At 47.3% G+C, this 20,914-nt stretch carries 13 protein-coding genes and 1 tRNA gene; 11 read left to right on the top strand and 3 right to left on the bottom strand.

The annotated features are described in order from the left end of the window. Positions 1-215 precede the first annotated feature (215 nt). Together OXH39_24565 and OXH39_24560 are read right to left on the bottom strand one after the other, a co-directional pair. Positions 216-6,974 (bottom strand): hypothetical protein, encoded by a 6,759-nt coding sequence (locus OXH39_24565; protein MCY3553640.1) that lies wholly within the window; start codon positions 6,972-6,974, stop codon positions 216-218. A gap of 284 nt (positions 6,975-7,258) precedes the next feature. Next, positions 7,259-8,029 carry a LamG domain-containing protein gene (locus tag OXH39_24560; protein ID MCY3553639.1) on the bottom strand — a complete coding sequence of 257 codons (771 nt, stop codon included), beginning with the start codon at positions 8,027-8,029 and terminating at the stop codon, positions 7,259-7,261. Between the two features lie 186 nt (positions 8,030-8,215). Between OXH39_24560 and OXH39_24555 the strand changes: the two genes are divergently transcribed. The 11 genes from OXH39_24555 to OXH39_24505 all read left to right on the top strand — a co-directional run bounded on the left by OXH39_24555 (position 8,216) and on the right by OXH39_24505 (position 19,820). Next, on the top strand, positions 8,216-9,277 hold the full coding sequence (locus OXH39_24555; GenBank protein MCY3553638.1) for a Gfo/Idh/MocA family oxidoreductase: 1,062 nt from the start codon (positions 8,216-8,218) through the stop codon (positions 9,275-9,277). 93 nt (positions 9,278-9,370) lie between these two features. Continuing rightward, the gene (gene rpe, locus OXH39_24550; protein ID MCY3553637.1) at positions 9,371-10,096 is read left to right on the top strand and encodes a ribulose-phosphate 3-epimerase; all 726 of its coding nucleotides are present in this window, start codon (positions 9,371-9,373) and stop codon (positions 10,094-10,096) included. Between the two features lie 119 nt (positions 10,097-10,215). Further along, positions 10,216-11,274: a galactitol-1-phosphate 5-dehydrogenase gene (locus tag OXH39_24545; protein MCY3553636.1), complete on the top strand. Its 1,059-nt coding sequence runs from the start codon at positions 10,216-10,218 to the stop codon at positions 11,272-11,274. An 86-nt stretch (positions 11,275-11,360) separates the two neighbouring features. Then, a complete protein-coding gene (locus OXH39_24540; GenBank protein MCY3553635.1) occupies positions 11,361-12,419 on the top strand; it encodes an alcohol dehydrogenase catalytic domain-containing protein in 1,059 nt (352 codons plus the stop codon). Further along, positions 12,419-12,934 (top strand): adenine phosphoribosyltransferase, encoded by a 516-nt coding sequence (locus tag OXH39_24535; protein MCY3553634.1) that lies wholly within the window; start codon positions 12,419-12,421, stop codon positions 12,932-12,934. The genes OXH39_24540 and OXH39_24535 overlap by 1 nt, the downstream gene beginning before the upstream one ends. Positions 12,935-12,946: 12 nt before the next feature. Continuing rightward, a tRNA-Arg gene (locus OXH39_24530) sits at positions 12,947-13,019 on the top strand. Between the two features lie 330 nt (positions 13,020-13,349). Then, positions 13,350-15,296, top strand: coding sequence for a protein translocase subunit SecD (gene secD, locus OXH39_24525; GenBank protein MCY3553633.1), 1,947 nt, complete (start codon positions 13,350-13,352; stop codon positions 15,294-15,296). Positions 15,297-15,521: 225 nt separating this feature from the next. Continuing rightward, on the top strand, positions 15,522-16,688 hold the full coding sequence (gene secF, locus OXH39_24520; protein MCY3553632.1) for a protein translocase subunit SecF: 1,167 nt from the start codon (positions 15,522-15,524) through the stop codon (positions 16,686-16,688). Positions 16,689-16,841: 153 nt separating this feature from the next. Continuing rightward, positions 16,842-17,585, top strand: coding sequence for a hypothetical protein (locus OXH39_24515; protein ID MCY3553631.1), 744 nt, complete (start codon positions 16,842-16,844; stop codon positions 17,583-17,585). A 38-nt stretch (positions 17,586-17,623) separates the two neighbouring features. Further along, the gene (locus OXH39_24510) at positions 17,624-19,084 is read left to right on the top strand and encodes a sigma 54-interacting transcriptional regulator (GenBank protein MCY3553630.1); all 1,461 of its coding nucleotides are present in this window, start codon (positions 17,624-17,626) and stop codon (positions 19,082-19,084) included. Between the two features lie 154 nt (positions 19,085-19,238). Further along, entirely contained in the window at positions 19,239-19,820 is a 582-nt protein-coding gene (locus OXH39_24505) for a hypothetical protein (GenBank protein MCY3553629.1), read from the top strand. A gap of 168 nt (positions 19,821-19,988) precedes the next feature. Here the strand turns inward: OXH39_24505 and OXH39_24500 are convergent, their stop codons facing one another. Further along, positions 19,989-20,888, bottom strand: a complete 900-nt coding sequence (locus OXH39_24500) for a DMT family transporter (GenBank protein ID MCY3553628.1) — start codon at positions 20,886-20,888, stop codon at positions 19,989-19,991. Between the last annotated feature and the right edge of the window lie 26 nt (positions 20,889-20,914).

Here is a 20,914-nt window from a genome sequence, read left to right as displayed (position 1 = left end):
GTTCGTTTCTTTAGTATAACCCAAGTTGCTACTAACAGGTTTTGAAGGTTCAAGGAGATTTTTCACGCACTTTCCTCGCCCCAGCGGGGTGATATTGCTTCGCAGTGAGAATAGAAAATGCGGTCTACAACTTCTTGCACTCCAGCGGAGTGCTATGTGCACAAATAGGTGGCAACTTAGGTTAGTATATCAGAAGATGGCGCAAGGGTCAAGAGTTACTGAATCTCGCCGCGGACGGTCAGCGCGCTTGCGATGGAAAGGAAGTCTCTGCCTTCTTCAACCCTGTCGTGGTTGTAGCTCAGGCCGAGGTGGAAATTTGCTGTGATATGCGTGCTGATTTTGTAACCGACACGTAAAGTCGTCTCGTAACGCTCGGAACGCTCCTCACGGTTTGCACCAAAGTGCTCTCTGCGGATGGCCCAGGAAAGGGTATTTGTCAGTTCTAAATCGTGTTTCAGAGGGATTCTACCGAAAAATGGCACCCGTATACCGTTCTCTGTACGGTAGCGATAGTCAATGCTCAGATTCGGTGTGATAATCAGCGCATTCGCCCGAATGCCGCTTCGCTGCTGATCTCGGAGTGTTGTCCGTATCCCCAAGGCTGTCCGAGTCTCTTTACCCCATGTCTGTATCCAACTCAGGGACGGAATGTGTGCCTTACTGTCGCTGAGGGTGGCATCCAACGTCGTGTTGTCTCGCTTTGTAAAACTATAGCGGAGTTGAAGACTGGAGGTTTCCTGAATTTTCAGTTTTAGGTCGGTTTCATACGATTCGGCGTGTTGTGTGTAGGTCGTCCCTGAACTTTTCCGAAAGTTATCAGAAGTACTGAAATTCGTACCGAGAGATGCCCAACTCCATGGATCTACTGAACTGCGTAGTGTGTAGCGATTGCTGCGTCGGGAGTTTGTTCGTTCCTGCGCGTCTTGTTCAAGCGACCAAATTTCTAACGCTGACAGCCCAGATGCGAGATCGCGATAGGATTCAGTAGCAGTGAAATTTGCGTTAGTGCTAACGGTAAAGCTTTTCACGATTCGATGTAGAATCCCCTCCTTGTATTGGCTGTCGGAAACCGTCGGCTCTCCGCTATCACCCATTACGGAAGGGGTTCTTGATTCATCATAACCTTCTTTTTCCTGATTGCTGACTGCTGACTGCTGACTGCTGACTGCTATTTTATCGCGTTCAATCCAATCACCGCGGTTTTCCTCTAATTCTTGGATTTGTGTCTCGTCGATACCGTTCGCTCGCAATTGCTCAATTGTTTCCGTATCTGGGTCATCTTCCAAGGGTTCTGAGGGCGAGGTTACCTCGCCCCTACGAGGTGGTGATGTTCCATCTTGAGATCCGTTTGATTGGCTTTCGGTTTCCGGCGTTTCTTTTTTAAAGAGCCACTCGAACCATTTTTGGATACGGAGATTCACACCGACACTGACGTTTCCGTTGAGATAGGCATTTTTTTGCTCCCTGAACCAATTTTCACGGAAACTCATACGGCTTGTTACAGTAGGGCGCATACCAAGTAGGTCCCGATTCAAGCGTGGTGTCAGAGACAGGCGGTGTTCTCGCTCGGCGATTGACCATTTGATCTCTTCGGCAGATTCTTCTTCGGGAGTTTCGGGTTCTGTCGCTACGTTGCTTACAAAACTTGTGCGCTGATTTTGCTCTTCCCGTCTTTCAAGTGTCCGACGGATATCATAACTCGGACTCAGACTGAAGATATTCGTTGGGTTGATATTGAATGTTATTGTGCCACTATCCGTTTTTTCGTCCCGATTTCTGCCGTAGCCGTAACCATAATAGGAGGTCGAAGTCGAAGATGTATCTGTTGCAGTTTCGGGCTTTGCGAGCAAGTCTTCGTGCCGATACTGAGCGTTGACACCGAGTTTTGAACCGAGTTCGTATCGGAAGCTGCCGGTATAGAGATGGCTAATTTGTGTCCCTTGCCGTTCGTTCCAAAAGTCTTGGTAGTTGTACGCAAAGCCGAGGTTGGGATAGGGGTTTTGGTTAAATTGGACGGAGAAATCTCGGGTGCGGATTTCACTTTTCCCGCTCTGGAAACTGCTGTAACTCCCGCGCTGACTTTCGGTTTCGGTGTTCTGCCGCCGAATGCCGTATCGAATCGGCAGCCACGGGAACAAGGTGACGTCTGCATCAATATTGAAGTCATCGTTTGTGGTGCTGTACCCCCGTGAAGAGAGCCGTTGCCTACCGACTTCGCCCGCACCGCTTTCAAAGTCTTTGTCTTGACTCGCGTAACCACCGCGTAATTTAGCGATACGACCAAGAGACAGGGATAGATCTCCACGGCGTGCCCAGCCAGCGCGAACGAGCGGATCACCGAGATGGATCTCATTGACCCATATCTCACCACTGATCTCGCGTCCCGTGTCGTTACGGATACCTAATAGGATGCCACCGATGTTTTTAATGGAGAGTCGAGTACTATTTCTACCTCTGACTATGAAGCCGTCGGGTTGTCCATCTGGAGCGTTAGAGTCGTCAGTTGTCAGTTGTTGGTTGTCGGGGTCCGCGGGTTGCGTATCACTTTCGGTTTCTACAAACTGCTCTTGACTGACTGCCGAAGGCTGATTGCTGGCATCTACATCTGGATACGCGTTTCTACGCTGGTCACGTAAATCAATTTCAATCAACTTCCACCCCTCAAAATCGATCGGCACCGTATATTCATAGTAATCCGTTAGATTCTCGAAAACATTGACCTTTTCTTCCTCAGTCTGATTGATGAACGGATCTGAACTGTAAAAGGAACTGCGATAGCCGGTACGGACAGTCGGTGCGAGTTGTAAAACGAAGGTTGTATCGCTTTTGTCGCCGTAAAGCCAGAATCGCAAGGTGTCGTGTTTGCTGAAGTCCTGCCCTTCGCTTTGTGTTAAACCTTTCAGCTGCTTAGAGGTGACACCGTAGGAACCGGGAAAAAGGTAGTATTCGAGGCTAAGCGTTTGTTCGCGTTGCTGTTGTGTTTGAAAACCCAGTGAGGTGGCTGTGAATGGGTGTAATTTTTTGAAGAGTTCATTATCTTCAATATCTAAATACGCGCTTTGATAAGCGTCATAACTGAAGTTGTCCCTTGTGCCGACGACGAACCTTTCGAGTGTGTCTTCCACAATTGTGCTTGTTGACAAGGTTTCTCCAGTCGCAGCGAATTCGGGGTTGCTAATTATGGACTCGATATCTGGCGTTAATTCGGGACCTGTACGAGTTATAATCCCCTGTTGCCATTTGTTTCCAACAATTTCAATGGATGCCCACTGCAACGTACCGTCTACGTTACCGGGTGCGTTTTTGCTTAGCCAAAACCGGAAGTGTTGTACAAAAACGAGACTTGGTGGGCGAGAACCTGCTGGTGTAAGTTTAGAGAGCGGAATACTAAGAAACATCCAACCGTTTGCGTTTTTGCTTTTAACCCATTCGTTCGGAATTTCATTCAGTGGTATTGAAACCTCAAAATATGCATCTATGCGGTCAAGGACACCGTCCCCGTTGAGATCTTCGCTATCCAGAATCTGGTTATTCGTACCGATAGGTGTTCTTTCAAGCGGACCGTCATAACTCCATCCTACGTCCTCGCCTGTATCAAGGGCACCGTTCCCACGATAGCGATCGGTGTCTGAAAGGTTCTCCAAGTCCAAATCCAGGGCATCAACGCTTCCGTCGCCATTTGTATCTACTAAAGTGTTTGGGAGGTCTTCGCTGTCCAATCGCTGGTCGTTATCTACGTCTTCATTTACGATACCGAGATTCAGATGTAACGTCACATCATCGTCACCTTGTACACGCATCCAGATTTCAAGGAAGCTGCGTTCCGAATAGTCTGCTCCAGAGGCTGATATGCCGTTTGAAAAGCCACCCCATTCTGCGACGATATCTGTGAAATTATAGCCGAGTTCCATAATGAGGCGTTCTTCAGTTGAGAGGGAAAGCGGTTGAATTGACGAGGCAGGAACATCTCGGTTCCGCATGTAATTTCCCCGTGCTTCCGATTCCTCTTTATCTTTCAGTAGAACCTTAAAGATCGCTCTATTTTCGTCGGTCGGTATAATACGGTAAGCGTCCCCTTCGGTGATTGCGTTGCTATTTTCCTGTAGATATGGCACGCTGCTGGGTTTCCAGTTGTATTTTAATGTCGGTACCGTCGTTGCTTCCTTTGCTCCTTCCATGCTGTCAATGAGGGCAACGCCGATGCTATTTGGGTTGTTGTGTGAATACGCTGCTTCTCCACTGAAGTCAAGTGAGAGAGGAAGATTCCTCATGTTAACAAAGGGCAACAGGTTTAAGATGCCGGCAACGTTAAATTCCCTACCAAAACTCGTGTTCATATTGACGGCTTGCAAACGGTTTGGAACCCCGTTTACGTCTGGTATCTCTGCCGGTTTCTGCCCAGTATTCAAAATATAACCCGTTGAAATCATAAATCCCTTTTGAAAGACCGGGTTGAAATAGTTCATCCCGCCCCCGTAACCGCCGTAGTAACTCCGTGATCTACCACCGAGACTACCATAACCGCCGTAGCTGCTGCCAAACCCACCACCGCCAAATCCGCCGCTGGAACCCCTGCCAAATCCAGAACTTCTCCCGAAACCCCCCAAACCACCTCTCCTTCCTTGCAGCCCACCCGACAGTCCTCCGCCGAAAGCGTCTCTCCCTTCACCGAGCAGATCGGATTCCATCCCTTGGATGCCACCGAGCCGATCGAATCTATCCTCAAGGCTCTGTTCTCTCTCTGATTTAGGTTTCGGTTTATGTGTATATTCCAGCCAGACCCCGGCGATCGCTTGTTGCGATGAACCGCCGAAAGGGCTCTTTTCAAATTCCACGACAATCTCATCAAACTCGTCAAGTTGCCTGAAGAAGCGGATGGTACCGACCTCATAAAGCATCATATAGTCGGTATCGCGCGTCAGGAGTTGACCGTTCAATCTGACCTCTTCACTGTTTGGAATTACAAACAAACCTACATTGTACGTCTCCGATTGATATGCGTAGTCGGCTATAATCGTATAGATTTGGGCATCCGTCCGTGTACCGCCTTCAAGATAGAGAGCATTGTTGTTGATCGCGTCACGGTAAGCGTAATATGGATGGCTTTCCTCTGTGATCTGAAATGGATGTCTCCCGTGTGTTGTCGGGAAACGGAGTAAACCTCTGTCGTAGTCTATAAACTGTGCATCGACGTTGCCATCGCCGTTTTGATCCAAACCGAAGATTTCGATGTAGGGGACGGAACCAGTGTTCGTCTGGAAAGTTTCGCTTTGTCCTTCTCTAAGAAGTGAGAGTTGGAAATCGCGAGGGTTGATATTGCGATTGCCGAGAAAGTAGACGTGCGTTGCCTCCGTGCCACGAAACCCCTTCTCTTTTAGCACGATGTAGCCGATCTCCTCACCTTCCTCGTCAATTGTTCCGTCTTGGTTTTCATCGACGAAGACTTCCTCCGGATTGCCGACGGTGCCACCATCACCCCCTAAATATTCATACGCAACGACAATCGTATAATTTGCGGAGATCGGGGAAAGGAATTCTATTTCACCGGTCTCGTAGTCGATATTGTAGTCCTGACCAGCAAATTGCAGATTGAAATATCCTTGACTCGTTCGTTGACCCCCTTGGTTGTTTCCTACGACACCATCGTCAATGTAGATTTGCTCACTTCTCGGTTTGATGGGGAGTAATGCTTTCTGTAGTAAGCCATTTTCACCTTTGTGAATGAGGTAGTACCGATTTTTGATGTAGTTGGCATCTGGTATCTGATTCCCACGCGGTCCATAACCGTAGCCGCCAGCACGCCGAGACTGCCCGCGGAAGGTGCGCACCTCACGTATTCCCTTACTTCGAGATAGGAAGGAAGTAAAACGCGCGTTCTTCCATTCAAAGACCCCTTCAAGTCCGAACAGATTTCGGTTGATATTTAAAAAACGGGTGTTCGGCAAGCTGAGTGTGATGTCACCGAAGGAGAGGGTTTTTATGATTTGCCCCGGTTTACCTTCATACCAGATTTTAATTTTCTGTTCCTTCGTACCGCCGAGACCATAGCCGCCGCCATAGCCACCACCGTAGCCGCCGTATCCACCGCCAAATCCGCCGCTGCCGAAGCTACTGCCACCAGCACTATAATCTACTGCGATATGCACCTGTTGTCCGACACGTCCGTGAAGACCGAATTGCTGGATCTGGCGTAGGTTGAAACCCGTTGCGCGCGGGACACCACCACTGCCGTAGCTGCTATAACCACCGTAACTCGAACCGTAGCTTGAACCGTAGCTGCTTCCGTATCCCGAACCGTATCCGCCACCGAAGCCGCCGCCATAACCGAAATCCTCATAGCCGTAAGATGAGGTAAGCCCTAAATCAAGTCCCGATGAATAGCCCCCGTAACCACCGCCGTAACCATACCCACCGTATCGATTCAGATCGCCTTCGCCAAAATAGTGTGTTTTGTTTGCCTCTACCGTTACGGATTGTAAGCCGGTTATCCGAAGATTAGAATCCATCGGGAGGGCAATGCCTTTTTCATCGCGTTTTGCCTTCGGTTTCCAATTGTAAAGTTTACTGAAGTCGGTTAATTCAGGAGGGTTCCGCCATCTCCGCAGGCTATCTAAGTAGGGTTGTATGAGGAGATTTTTTTCCGTCTCGGTCTCATCGGGGACCTCGACCTGTTCCTTCTGTTCCTGTTCATCTTGCCAAATGAAATGCTTTGATTCGCTATCTCTGTTGAAAACATTTTGATTGAACAATCCAAACTCGGTAGAGTTCTGATTTTCCGAGGGTGTATCGAGTTCATCGGGAGGCACGATAGCGCGTTGGGGAGAGGTTGTGGAGTCTTTTTGCGTTTCGTCTTTGGTTTCTGTCTCTTCTTCAGCGATACGACTTACGGCAACGTCAGACGTTAAAGAAATTACAATGATGAGGATAAGTCCAATTTTAAAAAGCAGGTTTTGGCAAACTGCAAATTTTGACAAAGGGTTTTTCAAAGCGTGTATTCTCGATTGTTTTTAGTATTTTTAAAGTAAATATAAGTTTTGCCACATGATTTCGATATAAAAAGAATATTTTACAAATTCCAATGCCTATGGGTTGAATTGCGCACAAGTGGATCCCAATACCATCTTGACGTTTTCATAGATGCCTAAATTGCATGATTCGCAATCTTGAGTAAAAACGAAAAATTAGGACTTTGTGTTTACATATATTTTTGTAACGCCACAATTTTTATAAAATTGTGGCGCGCTTTTCAACCGTGGGGCTATTCGCCACTTTCTTTAATATATCCCCATGTTATGGCTAATTTGCCTGCCGCTTCCACTGCCTGAAATTGCTTTGTGAGTCCTTCCATTACCTCGGTGATTTCGTCTTCATCTAACGCCGTGTTATAAACGGCGACCTCATCAATGATACCTTTCAAGGGGCCGTTTCTTCCGTTGGGTCCTTGCGCGCCGATGATCAAAGGCGCGCCACTCGTTGCAGGCTTTCCAGCGGCACCTCGTGGATTGAATTGTTCACCATCGACGTAGGGGATGAGGTTCTTCTCGTCATATACACCTGCGACAAAGTGCCATTGATTGTCCGTTACCTCTTTGCTACCTACTTGCAAATCTTGTGCCCCGCCGGGGAGTGTGAATCCAAATGTCATCACACCTGGACGGATCCACATCGTATAATTTCGGTTTGGCCACGTCTCTTTGCCGACGATCACTTGGTATGGGTCAACAATCTTGGGCACTTTTATCCACGCCGTCATCGTCCACTGTCTGAGGTTCATGACATCTTCATGTGGCACACGGACATGTCCACCGTCAAATTCGAGTGCCTTCTCAAATTTTCCATCAACCCATGCTACTTCGCCGATAATTTCGCCGTCGTGTCCATTACCTGACGCATCTTTAACCTTGTTGCCATTGCCTTTATCAAAGAGCCATACGCCGATCGCTTCGGCATTTGTGTTTTGAAGTTCGCCAGCAACGCCAAAACAGAAAAAAATGCTCACGAGGAGCATCAAAACAGTTAGCCTTTTCATCTTCGTTTACCTCCTACCTTAATTGTTTGTTATTGTTATTTTATCAGATTTAGTACAAAGCTGCACATATTTTTTGTATTGACATCTGCGGCACCTTAAAGGTAAGATGGTGTATATTTTAATTCCGTAATATATCAACCGATAACCTCAAACCCACCTGAACGGACCGCAAGGAAAATTAGAAAAATGTCGAAATATCGGAGTGCGATCATTGGCTGTGGCGGTAGAGCCTACGGTCACGCGAATGCCTATCAACAGATTTCGCGAGGTGAATTGGTCGCGTGCGCAAACCGATCCGATGTCGCCCGACGCGAAAAATTCGCCGAGACCTTCGGTATCACCGGCTATGCGGATGCCGAACAGATGCTCCGCACGGAGCAACCTGATGTGGTTCATCTCGTTACGATGCCCGATCAGTGGCGCGAACTCATGCCGATGGTATCGGAACTTGGCGTACCGGCGTGCATTGTTGAAAAACCGGTCGCCTGTGGTGTTGAAGATTGGCGTTTGTTGTGCGAATTGGAAAAGCGAACGACTACGAAATTTGGCGTAGGAAAACAATACCGCTGGCACCCCGGACTTATCAGTTGCCAAAAGATAGTGCAGAGTGGTGAATTAGGAAACATTCACCTTTTAGATTTTTCGTGTGGGATGAACCTCTCCGCCCAAGGTACGCACATCATCGATTGGGCGATGTCTCTGAATAACGATTCGCCAATCGTCAGAGTCTTTGGAACTGTGAGTGGTGTTGCGTCGCTTGACAGTACCTATCCAGCCCCGGATGCGTCTTCGTGCCAGGTCCTGTTTGAAAATGGTGTCTATGGGTTCTGGAACACCGGTTTTACGTCTCCTCGCATCATAGACGACGAAGCTATCTACAAACACTGTCGTGTTGCCGCATACAGCGAAAATGGTCATGTTCTCTTTGAGGAATTCGGTGGGTGGGAAATCTTTTCCAAACAAAAAATAGAAAACCATCAAACGACTCCTGATGAATGGCGTGAAAACAACGACCTCGCGCAAGCGCGTCTGACAGAAGCCATGTTCGACTGGATTGAGGACGATGACCGTCCAGTTGGGACAAATCTGAAACTGGCGTTGCATCAGTTCAACGCGATTTTGGGTATCTATGCGAGTACGATCTCTTGCAAACCGATTGATATCCCTTTTGATCCTCCCATAGACCTTGATTCACAACTTCGCGAAGTTTTGTCGCGTTCTAACCGCGCACACCATCCAAAAATTTGACAAATTCTTCGTTTTATGCTATACTATTAAGAGTTTCATGACGTAAATCTGTCTTGGAAAAATATAGAAATTTCGACGCTGGGAAGTGTTATTTTGTCTGTTGTAAATGCGGTGTCTTTAGAGCCGTACGTCCATATCGCGCCATCGGTGATGTGCGCGGATTTATGCAACTTAGAAACCGATATTCGGGAATTAGAAGCCGCTGGCATTAATATGCTCCATTTTGATTTGATGGACGCGCATTTCGTTCCGAATATGCCGATTGGGCTTGCACTTATCCAGCAATTGCGCTCAAAGACGGACTGCACTTTTGACATTCACCTCATGGTGGAAAATAACGATTTCTTTGTTGACGCAGTCGCAGAGGTTGGGGTTCAGCAGGTGGCGGTTCATGTTGAATCGGCGACACATCTTGATAGAACGTTATCTCTTATTCAAGCACACGGCATTAAAGCAGGGGCGGCACTCAATCCAGCAACACCTCTTTCTGTGTTACATTATGTCTTGGAGCGGCTTGATTTTGTGCTCATTATGACGGTGAATCCCGGATTTGCAGGACAGAAAGTCGTGCCAGCGACCCTCCAGAAAATTGCGGAGTGTCGTACTTTTTTGGACAAACGCGGTATTAGCCTACCCATTGAAGTTGATGGTAACGTGAGTTTTGAAAATATCCCGAAGATGGTATCCGCTGGGGCGGATATTTTAGTCGGTGGCACGAGTAGCGTTTTCCAAAAATCCGGTTCACGCGCTGAGAATGTCCAACGGACGCAGCAGGCTATTACACTCGGACTCGCAAAGAGAAAAACCAATAGTTATTAGTTAAAAGAGGGCACTGACGCATCAAAAACCCTCTTTAACCGACAACTGATTACTTTAACCATCAACTCGTGCTTTAACATTTATAACGGAGGCGAGTTGATGGTTAAAACTACTAAAAAATGGAAGCACTTGTCCTTCATAGCGTTGGAGATTTACGATTGGAACAGATTCCAGTACCGCATCTCTCTGAGGGAGAGGTCCGCGTCCGAATCGGGTTCTGTGGTGTCTGCGGTTCTGATATTCCGAGGATTTTTGTCAACGGCACTTATAGTTTTCCAACGGTTTGTGGGCACGAATTTGCTGGTATTGTTGATGCGTGCGGTCCTGGCGTTGAGGGTTTTGCACCGGGTGATGCCGTCGCTGTTTTCCCGCTACTCTGGTGTGGCACCTGTCCGGCGTGTGAACAGGGACAATATGTTCAATGCCACGATTATGACTATCTCGGCTCGCGAAGCGACGGTGCCTTCGCGGAATATGTCGTCGCACCGGCGGCAAACTTGATACCTGTCCCGCAAGGCGTGACACTGGAAGAGGCATCGATGACTGAGCCTGCTGCGGTCGCCCTGCACGCGCTCCGTCGAGCACAAACGTCGCCTGTTGGAAAGACTGTTGCTATCTTCGGTGCCGGACCGATCGGATTGATGGCAGCCCAGTGGGCAAGAATAATGGGCGCGGCAGAGGTTTTGCTCTTCGATATTGTTGCAGAAAAATTGGAATTGGCGAGACACCTCGGCTTTGATAACCTTTTTAATAGCGCGACTGAGGAACCGATTGAAGTTATAAATGCGCAGACTGCTGATAAAGGCGCGCATGTCTGTATTGAGGCGGCCGGGGTGCCTGCTACCTATCGCAATGCCCTCGGCAGTGTTGGACGCGGCGGAAGTGTTGTTTTGCTCGGCAATCCTGCTGCGGATGTGACGCTACCCGCTGCGCTTATATCGCAAGTAATGCGGCGGGAGGTATCCATCTTCGGAACGTGGAATTCCGATTATAGTGCAACGGGCAACGACGATGATTGGCGGACTGTGCTTCAAGCGATGGCAGCGGGTGTACTAACACTTATGCCGCTGATAACGCATAAAGTTCCACTGGCAGATAGTCCTGACATGTTACATAAGATGCGAGACAAAACCGAATTTTACGCAAAAGTTTTAATTCATCCATCGGAGAAATGGTAGTCAGTTTTCAGTGAGCTTCTGCGGCGGTTGCATTCTATTTTCCTGCCACAAACATCTCTGGATTGACGACTGATAACTATAAAAAAATGAAAGCGGCTATACTTGAAAGTCTTGACAATCTAAGCGTGCAAGAAGTACCTGAACCCGAAATTGACGATGATGCCGCTTTAATGCGCATTGAAGCCGTCAGTATATGTGGCTCTGATGTCCGTATTCTCCATCACGGTAACCCAAGAGTCAAACCCCCCACCATTATTGGGCATGAAAATTCCGGTGTCATCGTTAAAACAGGCAAAAATGTAACGCGCGTCAAGGAGGGGGATCGAGTGTCGATCGGTGCGGATGTCCCTTGCGGGCAGTGTCATTGGTGTCGAGATGGACTCGGAAACAACTGCGACATCAATTACGCCATCGGCTATCAAATTCCGGGTGCTTTCGCGCAATATATGAAACTGCCTCGCCTCGTTTTGGAGGAGGGGCCGGTTACGCCATTTGATGCAACACTCAGTTTTGATGAAGCTGCCCTCGCCGAGCCTCTCGCTTGTGCTATCAATGGTCTTGAACTCGTCAATATGTCCCTCGGAAAAACTGTCGTCATCATCGGGCTTGGACCAATTGGATGTATGATGATTGACCTCGCACGGATTATGGGGGCAACGAAAGTTATCGGTGTCCAACGCAGCAAACTCCGGATGGAGATCGCAAAGTTCTATGAGGCGGATGCTTACATCGCCTCCGAAGAGGAAGACGTGATTGAAAGGTGCAAAGAAGAAACCGGAGGCGAAGGACCCGATATCGTCGTTACCACATGTGCGTCCGTTGAAGCACATGAGCAAGCCGTTGAAATGGTAGCACATCGGGGGTATGTCAACTTGTTTGGTGGATTACCGAAGACCATGCGTCCTATGAGTGTTCTCTCCAATGTTATCCACTATAAAGAATGTTTCGTCACAGGTTCACACGGGTGTGTGCCACGACACCATGAATTGGCAGTCCGGCTCCTTGAGAAGGGGTTGGTGCGTGTGAAACCCCTTATTACACATCATTTTTCGCTTGTTGAGATCGGCGAAGCGTTTGAGGCAATGGAATCCCGACAAGGGATGAAAATTATGATTCATCCACATCAGGAGGAGAAAAGCACGTAATGCACGATTTTTCGAGATTTATTCGAGAAGTACCCGATTTTCCGAAACCGGACATTCTCTTCAAAGACATCACCCCACTTATAGGAAATGCAAATGCATTTCATAGGGTGCTTGATGAGTTCGCACTCCGTTATAAATCTGAGACCATTGATGTTGTTGCTGGAACTGAGGCGCGTGGTTTCATTTTCGGTACCGCACTCGCCTATCGATTCGGTGCCGGTTTTGTCCCTATCCGAAAGAAAGGCAAATTGCCTCACGATACGCACGAAGCCACTTATAGTCTTGAGTACGGGAGTGATACGCTTGAAATTCATCGCGACGCGTTTCCGGAACACAGCAAGATTCTGTTATGTGATGATCTCTTAGCAACTGGAGGGACACTTGCTGCATCAGTTGAACTCATTGAAAAACTGGAAGGACACATCGTTGGTATTGCTGTCTTAATTGAGTTACTGGAACTCAAAGGGAGGGAGAAGCTTCCGGACTACAATATTTTTTCGCTCATTAAGTATTAGACTATAACACTTGCGCCTGTAGCTCAGGGGATAGAGCAGGGGCTTCCTAAGCCTCGTGTCGGGGGTTCGATTCCTCCCAGGCGCGTTTGAAATTTTGACCCTCGGTTCGGACACGTGAAGCAGATATTGAGCATCTGAACTACAGTCCGAATATCCGATGGACATAAAAAAGAACACTATCGTTGATAGATAGGCAGTGTTACTATGTGTAAGTTGTGGTTTCGTGGAAAACCGTGATGTCATGCTGCTGTCAATTTAACAAACATTAACAGACATCCCCGTCGGTTCGGCGGAGAACTTAAACGCCTGATAGATACTCTGTAAGACCTCAAATTGGAGGCGAGGGTAGATAAAACAGGAATTTCAAGTCTATAGATTTGTCCCTAAATATGTAGATTTAAAGGAACAGTGATTGATGTACAGATTTAGTATCTGGAAAATTGTTTTAATCGTCGGGGTTTTGCTGTTTTCTGTGCTATACCTCATCCCAACCCCGGATCGCTTTTACAATCCATTGTATGGAAACCTACCGCTTTGGATGCAGGAAAAACTCCCACTCTTTGAAGTAACCGAAGACAACGCTTTGAAGGTGAACCTTGCAGATGTCGAATACCCCGAAGGAGTTAACTTCCAGGATGCAACCTTTGAACTTCAAGATGTCTTCCGAGTCCATTTAACGAAACTTGAACTTCAAGAGACGCTTGATTACGAATTTGATACCACTGAAGCACGCGAATTTTATGTCCGGCTGATCTCAGAGAAAGCGCGTCAGAACCCACGCGCAACACTCGACAATTTGAACCTATATGGCAGCCTCCCCACAGTCCTCCGGCGGCTTATACCCGATAACCGATTGAAATTAGGGTTGGACCTCAAAGGTGGTGTTCATCTCGTTCTTGAGGTAGACTTAGAAACATCCAAAACAGAGTTACTCCGCGAACATATCATCTCGATCCCCGAACGGCTTCGCACTGAGGACGTTTTGTGTCGAGAAGTTAAACAGATAGATGGGCAAGATGCGTTGGACGTATTTGTCGGCATCCCTTCGAGACTCCGGTCAGATTCGGGTGAAAAGGCGGAGTATCTGGAGAAAGCCCAACGTCTCCTCAACGAGATCGAATTTTTTGAAGATGCCCAAGTTAGTGCCGAATCGGAGATGCAGTCCACATACCAGTTGACACTCAGTGATCGCGGCATTCAGAGGTATAGCGAGCAGGCGATTGAACAGGTGCTGATTGTCTTGCGAAACCGCGTTGACGCATTCGGCGTTTCTGAACCCTCTATCCGACGAGAGGCAAATCGTCCCAGAATTATTGTTGAATTGCCCGGTGCCAAGGATTCCTCAAAGCCGCTACAAATCGTTAAGACGATGGGGAGGCTTGAGTTTAAACTTGTTGAGAAGGCCCCTACCGGTGGAAATTTCTGGAGCGGGACTTCCGATACACCTATACCGGATAATATTCCTGAAGGTACTGAAATCCGTTATCACTATGAGACCGGCAACTGGTATGTGTTACAAAGTCCTGTTCTGTTGAGCGGTGACCGTATTACCGATGCTGGGCCCTCTACAGGTAGAACCAGTTTTGATATCGTCGTTTCGATGAGCTTTGATAGCATTGGCAGACGCAAGTTTGCACAAGTTACGGGGGATCATGTCGGTGAACACTTAGCGATTCTCCTTGATGAAAAAGTCCAGTCTGCTCCTGTCATCCAGGACCAAATTGTCGGAAACGCTATTATTCAGGGGAACTTCACGTATGAGGAAGCGAGTTACCTTTCTAATATTCTGAAAGCCGGTGCTTTTCCGGTAGGGGTCCAGATCGCTGAGGAGCGCACTGTCGGTCCGACCCTCGGTCAAGAATCCATTGAAGACGGTATTCTCGCTGCGCTCATCGGTTTGGGCGGCGTTCTGGTTTTCATGTTGATTTACTACCGTTTATCTGGAATAGTTGCCATTATCGCGCTCGTTTTTAATATGCTCATCATTCTCGGTGCGTTGGCGGGTTTCGGTGCAGCGTTGACGCTTCCGGGTATCGCCGGGCTTGTGCTGACGATTGGCATGGCTGTTGACGCGAATGTGCTAATTTTTGAGCGTATTCGCGAGGAGTTGCGAACCGGTAAAACTGTCTGGTCGGCTATCGAGAACGGCTATCAACGGGCGTTTATAACGATTTTAGATGCCAACCTTACCACATTCTTTACGGCACTTGTCCTTTATCATTTCGGGACAGGTCCGATTAAAGGGTTTGCAATAACGCTGGGTATTGGTATCCTCGCGAGTATGTTCACAGCGATTGTCGTCACGCGCGAGATATACGGCTTCACAATCGGAAATAGGGACGTGCAAAAACTTAGCATTTAAGAGTTATCAGTCGTCAGTCGCTCGCTTGTGGCGAACAAAACGTTTGCAACTGCTACACGCCTACTGATAACTGATGACTCTGACAGGGAGGAATGGTTGTTGGATGAATAGGTTTTAATAGCCACCAGCAGTCAGTAGAGTGGATTCGGTTAAACGAAGGACCTCTTTGCTGAAAGCCGATGGCTGATGGCTGACCTCCAGTAACTCTGACAACTATTAAAAAATTTGGAATTACTTAAAAATACAAACTTTGATTTTATCAGTAAACATCGCACCGGATTCGTCATTTCAGCGATAATCATCCTTATCGGTTTGGTTTTCCTTGGAATTCATCAAGGTCCGAATTTCGGGATCGACTTCCGTGGTGGTGTTAAGATCCAAGCGAAGTTCAACAGAGCAGTCACTGAAGCCGAATTACAAATTAAACTCACCGAAGTCGGCTATGAACGCACCAAGATCCAAATAGATGCCAGCAAAAACGAAGCGTTCATTTCCATGGGGCATCAACCTGAATTTCAGCAGCAGTTGATTAATATGCCTATCATGGCGGATCCGGGTGATGCAACCGCTACCAGTCTTCAAGTAAGCAGCACTGTCCAGAAAGCGCACCTGTTAGAGGTCGGTGAAACCGTTCAACTCATTGATGGTAGTATGCAGCAACGCAACGAGATTGTCGCACGTGATGATGCTGCCGAAGATGGTACGATTCAGTTGACGTTCGCAAAACCTTTCGGAATTGACTTGAGCGGAAACGCCACTGTCCAAGTCCAAGCAAGTGTCGGTAGAATTCTCACAGATGTCCTCCTTGAAGGTGGAGACGGCTGGCAAGCACTCGCTGGTGGGGTCAATGTCTCTGAAGTCGGGCCGAGCGTTGGACAAGATCTCAAATGGGCAGCGCTTTGGTCAGTGCTTGGCGCAATCGCTATCTTATTGCTGTATATCTCTTGGCGGTTTGAATTCCGTTTTGCCATCGGTGCGATCGCTGCCCTCGTTCACGATGTACTTATCACTTTAGGTCTCTTTGCAGTGTTATCAAAGGAGATTAACCTGCCTACCGTAGCAGCGTTCCTCACGATTATTGGATATTCGCTCAATGACACAATCGTTGTGTTCGACCGAATTCGGGAAAACTCGCAAACTTTACGCGGGACTGACTACGTTACGGTTTTAAACAGAAGCATCAATCAATCCCTCAGCCGGACGGTTATCACCTCCTTAACAACGCTATTTGTTGTGCTGGTTATTTTCCTCGTCACCGGTGCGGGGGAAGAAATTAACACATTTGCTTTAGCACTTATCGTAGGTGTGATGGTAGGCACGTACTCTTCGGTGTTCATCGCGAGTCCGATTCTGTATCTCTGGAGTCGAAGGCAACCACCGCAAGAAGCTTAATCTTTGTCAGTGAACAGTGTAGACGTAGGTTGGGTTGAGTGGTAAAAGTAGAGGAGGCTCTTGTTTATAGAGAGCCTTCTGGTTTTCAATGATACGTTTGTGCCGATAGAATATAGCGAAACCCAACAAACCAACTCTGTGAAGTAAATACGTATGAAAATATTGGTCTTGAGTCCTTACACAACCGGACAAAAGCAGAAACCTGATAACCCGCTCCAACGTGAAGATTGCAGTACACCTGAACGCCTTGAGGCGCGCATAAAAGAATTGAGTGGTTACAATACTGAGGGTTGGTATCATGAAAGCAGGGACTACACCGCACCCGCCGGAGAAATGTTTACGGGACCTTTGAATACACAATTGCGGGCAGGCTTAAAACAAATTCGGGAACACGATCAATACGGTGAGACAACGCTTGATCTGTATTTCCCGTGGTATTTTTGTCGTGTTGACGGAAAAGACGACCCTGTTAGCGAGAGCGATATTATCGTTCCCTTTGATACTGCCCCACTCCACGAGCTGGAGGTTTTAGAATTTGATGAGAGTGGTGTCCCTGAACGCACGGTTGCGTTAATCGAAAGTTACGATCTCGTTTTCTCGTTGTTGAGACAGGACGACATTTTATCACTGCAACGTGTTTTTGAAGTAGAGCGAGCGACAACGCTAATTTTCTTGCTTGCAAAAAGTCACAAGCATGTCGTTAATGAAGATTTACCGAACCTCCACGTTGTTGAGACTGGAAGTGCTCTACAAAAAAGCCTTCGCACCACAAATTGGGCTTTAAAAGGGGTTGTGTTGAGACGATTGTGTGAAGCTGCGTGTCGCGATGGCTTCCACGTGTTTGAACAAGTCAAGAAAGACCCCCAACGACTCCTTGAAATTGCCCACGGTCAATAGTCGAAACTTCGTTCCGTGAGGATAATGGATGAGAAAAGATGAATCTTCCAAAACCCGTTATCAGCAATAATTCACGACGCATTATCGGTGAATCCGCACCGATGCAGGTCGTTTTGCGTCAAGTCGCGCAGGTCGCGCCTACGAAAGCGACTGTCCTCATCACAGGCGAAACGGGTGTTGGTAAAGATGTCATCGCGCAAGCAATCCACGAAAGTAGTCCACGTAAAGATAGACCGTTCAAAGCGGTCAACTGCGGTGCGTTCTACAAGGACCTCCTTCAGAGTGAACTCTTCGGGCATGAAAAAGGGTCTTTTACCGGTGCGACAACCCAACGGCGTGGCGTGTTTGAACAGGCAGATGGTGGCACGCTCTTTTTAGATGAAGTCGCCGAAATGTCACCCGAAGTCCAGGTGAAGTTTCTGCGTGTCCTTGAGACACAAGAATTCACACGGCTCGGTGGTGAAAGAAATATTAAGGTTGATGTCCGAATTATCGCCGCTACAAATGTTGATCTTGCGGCATCGGTTAAGGAAAAAAAGTTCAGACAAGATCTCTATTACCGCCTCAATCTCTTTCGTATCCAGATTCCACCGCTGCGCGATCGTCGCGAGGATATTCCGTTCTTTGTTTCTGCCTTCATCTCTGAATTAAGCGCAGAACATGGTAAACCCATTACCGGTATAACCTCAGAAGCACTCAATTATCTCCAGAATGCTACTTGGTACGGCAACGTACGCGAACTTAAAAACGCCATAGAAACCGCTATTATTTTAACCACCACCGAGGAGCTGCAGCTTAAAGATTTCCCGATGGATGCGGAACCTGAACAGGTTTCCTTGCTCCCTGTGGAAGCCCCTGGCACACAACTCGCACCTACGCGGGTCGTTGACACAACCGACGATGACACCGAACTTCTTGATGTAACCGGGGAAGCTTTACAAGTCGTCGATACGACCAGTAGTGCAATCGCAACAGAAAATATAGCCATTTACAAAACGATTCTGGGGCTTATCCTCTCTGCAATCCGTCTGCTTGAACCAGCTGCCGCCACCAGTAATGAGGAGATGCCGTTTCTAATCCCAGATGAGGATACCAGTTGGATGCAAATTAGTGAAACGGATGATGCGGCGGGTGTCCTCAAAAAAGCGTTGGAGGTGCTTTCAACGATAGCCAAGGTGCTTGAGAATCGGGCACAGGAGGCAAGTTTGGCGACACTTGCAAGAAGTCAATCTTCAAAAGTCCCGATTGCTGCGCCGGTGGGGCAGCAGGGTGGTTCACAGGGTGAATATCTACCAGTGCTTGATGCGGAAGAGGTCATCGGTAGGGTCGGTATGACAATGGCAGAAATTGAGCGGGCAGCGATCCAAAAGACCCTCGCCGAGGCGGGCGGCAATAAAACGGAAGCAGCGAAAATTCTCGACATCGGGGTGCGAACACTACACCGCAAATTGGACGCTTACAGACAGGAAGTCAATAACAATGTAGATGCTCAAGAATAAGTGGAGAAGTTTTATGGAAAAGCGATTTTCCATAATAACATTTGAGAGCATTTTGACTTGAGGTCTTAGTCTTTTTTGTGGTATAGTAATACGTGAGTGGAAATTTGGAGATCCATCACTGAGTTGCAACCGTTAAAGGTGAACACCTAAGCAAATGGGTAAAGAAGAAAACACAAATGTGCGAGCGATCATAAACCAGTGGATGCAATTTGCAATATGGATTGTAGCACTAATGGTTGTTCCATATTGGCTATGGGTAGATCCAAAGAACTCATTACAATCTACCTTGACCAACGTGAGTGCTTTACTGCCACTGTTTTTATTACTTGCCACACTTTTAATTGAAATAGGAGGTTATACAGTGCACGGATTTATGTTAGGTCAACAGGCATGGCGAGAAAGAAAAGAAAGAATCCGTAAGGAGAAAATAGAGACAGCTTTGTCACCACTTGCGTGGCGCGTAGCAGCGCGCTTTATGGATGAGTATGATACTGGACTTGTGGACAAATCAGATTCAGAGTTGTTAGAAATGATAAAAGCGTTTGGTGCTGACAAAGCACTTGATATTGCAGCAGAAGAAGCTCGTAAAGATATTTTGGAATTTGTCAACAGTATTGACCATGAAAGACGTGCTAACCAAATAGCCGTTAAAATTTCTGACTTGATGGGGCGTGAAGATTTTGCAAATCAAGTTGTGTTTTTAGTAAAAGAAAACCAGTATCTGCATATTGAGTGAAAACGCTGAGATCTACGTCCTGCGCGAAGGTGTTAAAATGCGTCAAATACCACAATCTTGGTTTAGACAGTGGCTCTAATTTCCGATGGCAGTACAACAAGATATTCAAGCCTGTTCTCGGAAGTGCTTCAATCCATGCAGTGCCTTTCCCACACGTCGGGACCTGCTTTAATCCCTCATATTTACAAGATAAATTCCTACGCCTATCAATACAGTTCCTGCTAATATACTCAACGACAGTTCATCCCCTAAAAACAAGTTGCTAAACAATACACCCGACACAGGCATGAAGAAATACAAAACTACCAATTTGCTCGCTTTGTATTTTCTTAGCACCCATGTCAACGTCAGAAAACAGAAACCGGTGAGTATCCAGCCTTGATAAAGCATTCCTGCCCCGCTTGCCAATGTCAATTCGATCGGTTTCCCACGCTCGAAGAAATAACTCAAAGCCAGAAAACATGGAATGTTTAAACTCAGCAACCAAATGAGGAGTCGATGCGGGTAAATGTCTTGAACATACACCTTCGTGAGTGTAATGCGGAGTCCAAAGAAACAGGCAGCCAGCGTCACAATCAGGTCTCCCATGAGATATTCCAAAGTGCCGCTGCCTCGTAGGGTCGGCGCGATGGCTGCAACAACACCACCAAAGGCAGAAAGAATCCCCAATATCTTCCTAAGGGAGAGCCGATCGTCCGGAAGCCAAAAGTGCCCGAATATGACAGTAAAAATTGGGTAAAGTGTAAAGAAAATAGTTGAGCGAGAAGCTATAGTGAACTCAGTGCCGATGTTCAGCAGAACGGTATGCAATGCATGCAAGACCGCAATTAGGATCAACCGGCGCAATTCCTCAAAACGCAACCGCATTGACATTCCCTGGAAAAAGCCCACACCACCAACAGCAAGAACCCCTAATATATAACGAAGAAGTGCCATTTTCAGCGGCGGAATGCCTTGCAAACTGATCTTAACAGCGAGCGAATTCCCGCCCAAGAGAGAAACGGTAGACAATACAAGAGCAATAATTTTACCGGGCGGATCTTCATTTCTAAATTCTTTTTCTATCATAATTTTAATATGAGTTCGGAAACCTG

Source organism: Candidatus Poribacteria bacterium (assembly GCA_026702755.1).
GTDB lineage: Bacteria > Poribacteria > WGA-4E > WGA-4E > WGA-3G > WGA-3G.
This window is presented reverse-complemented; position numbering and strand designations above follow the sequence as displayed.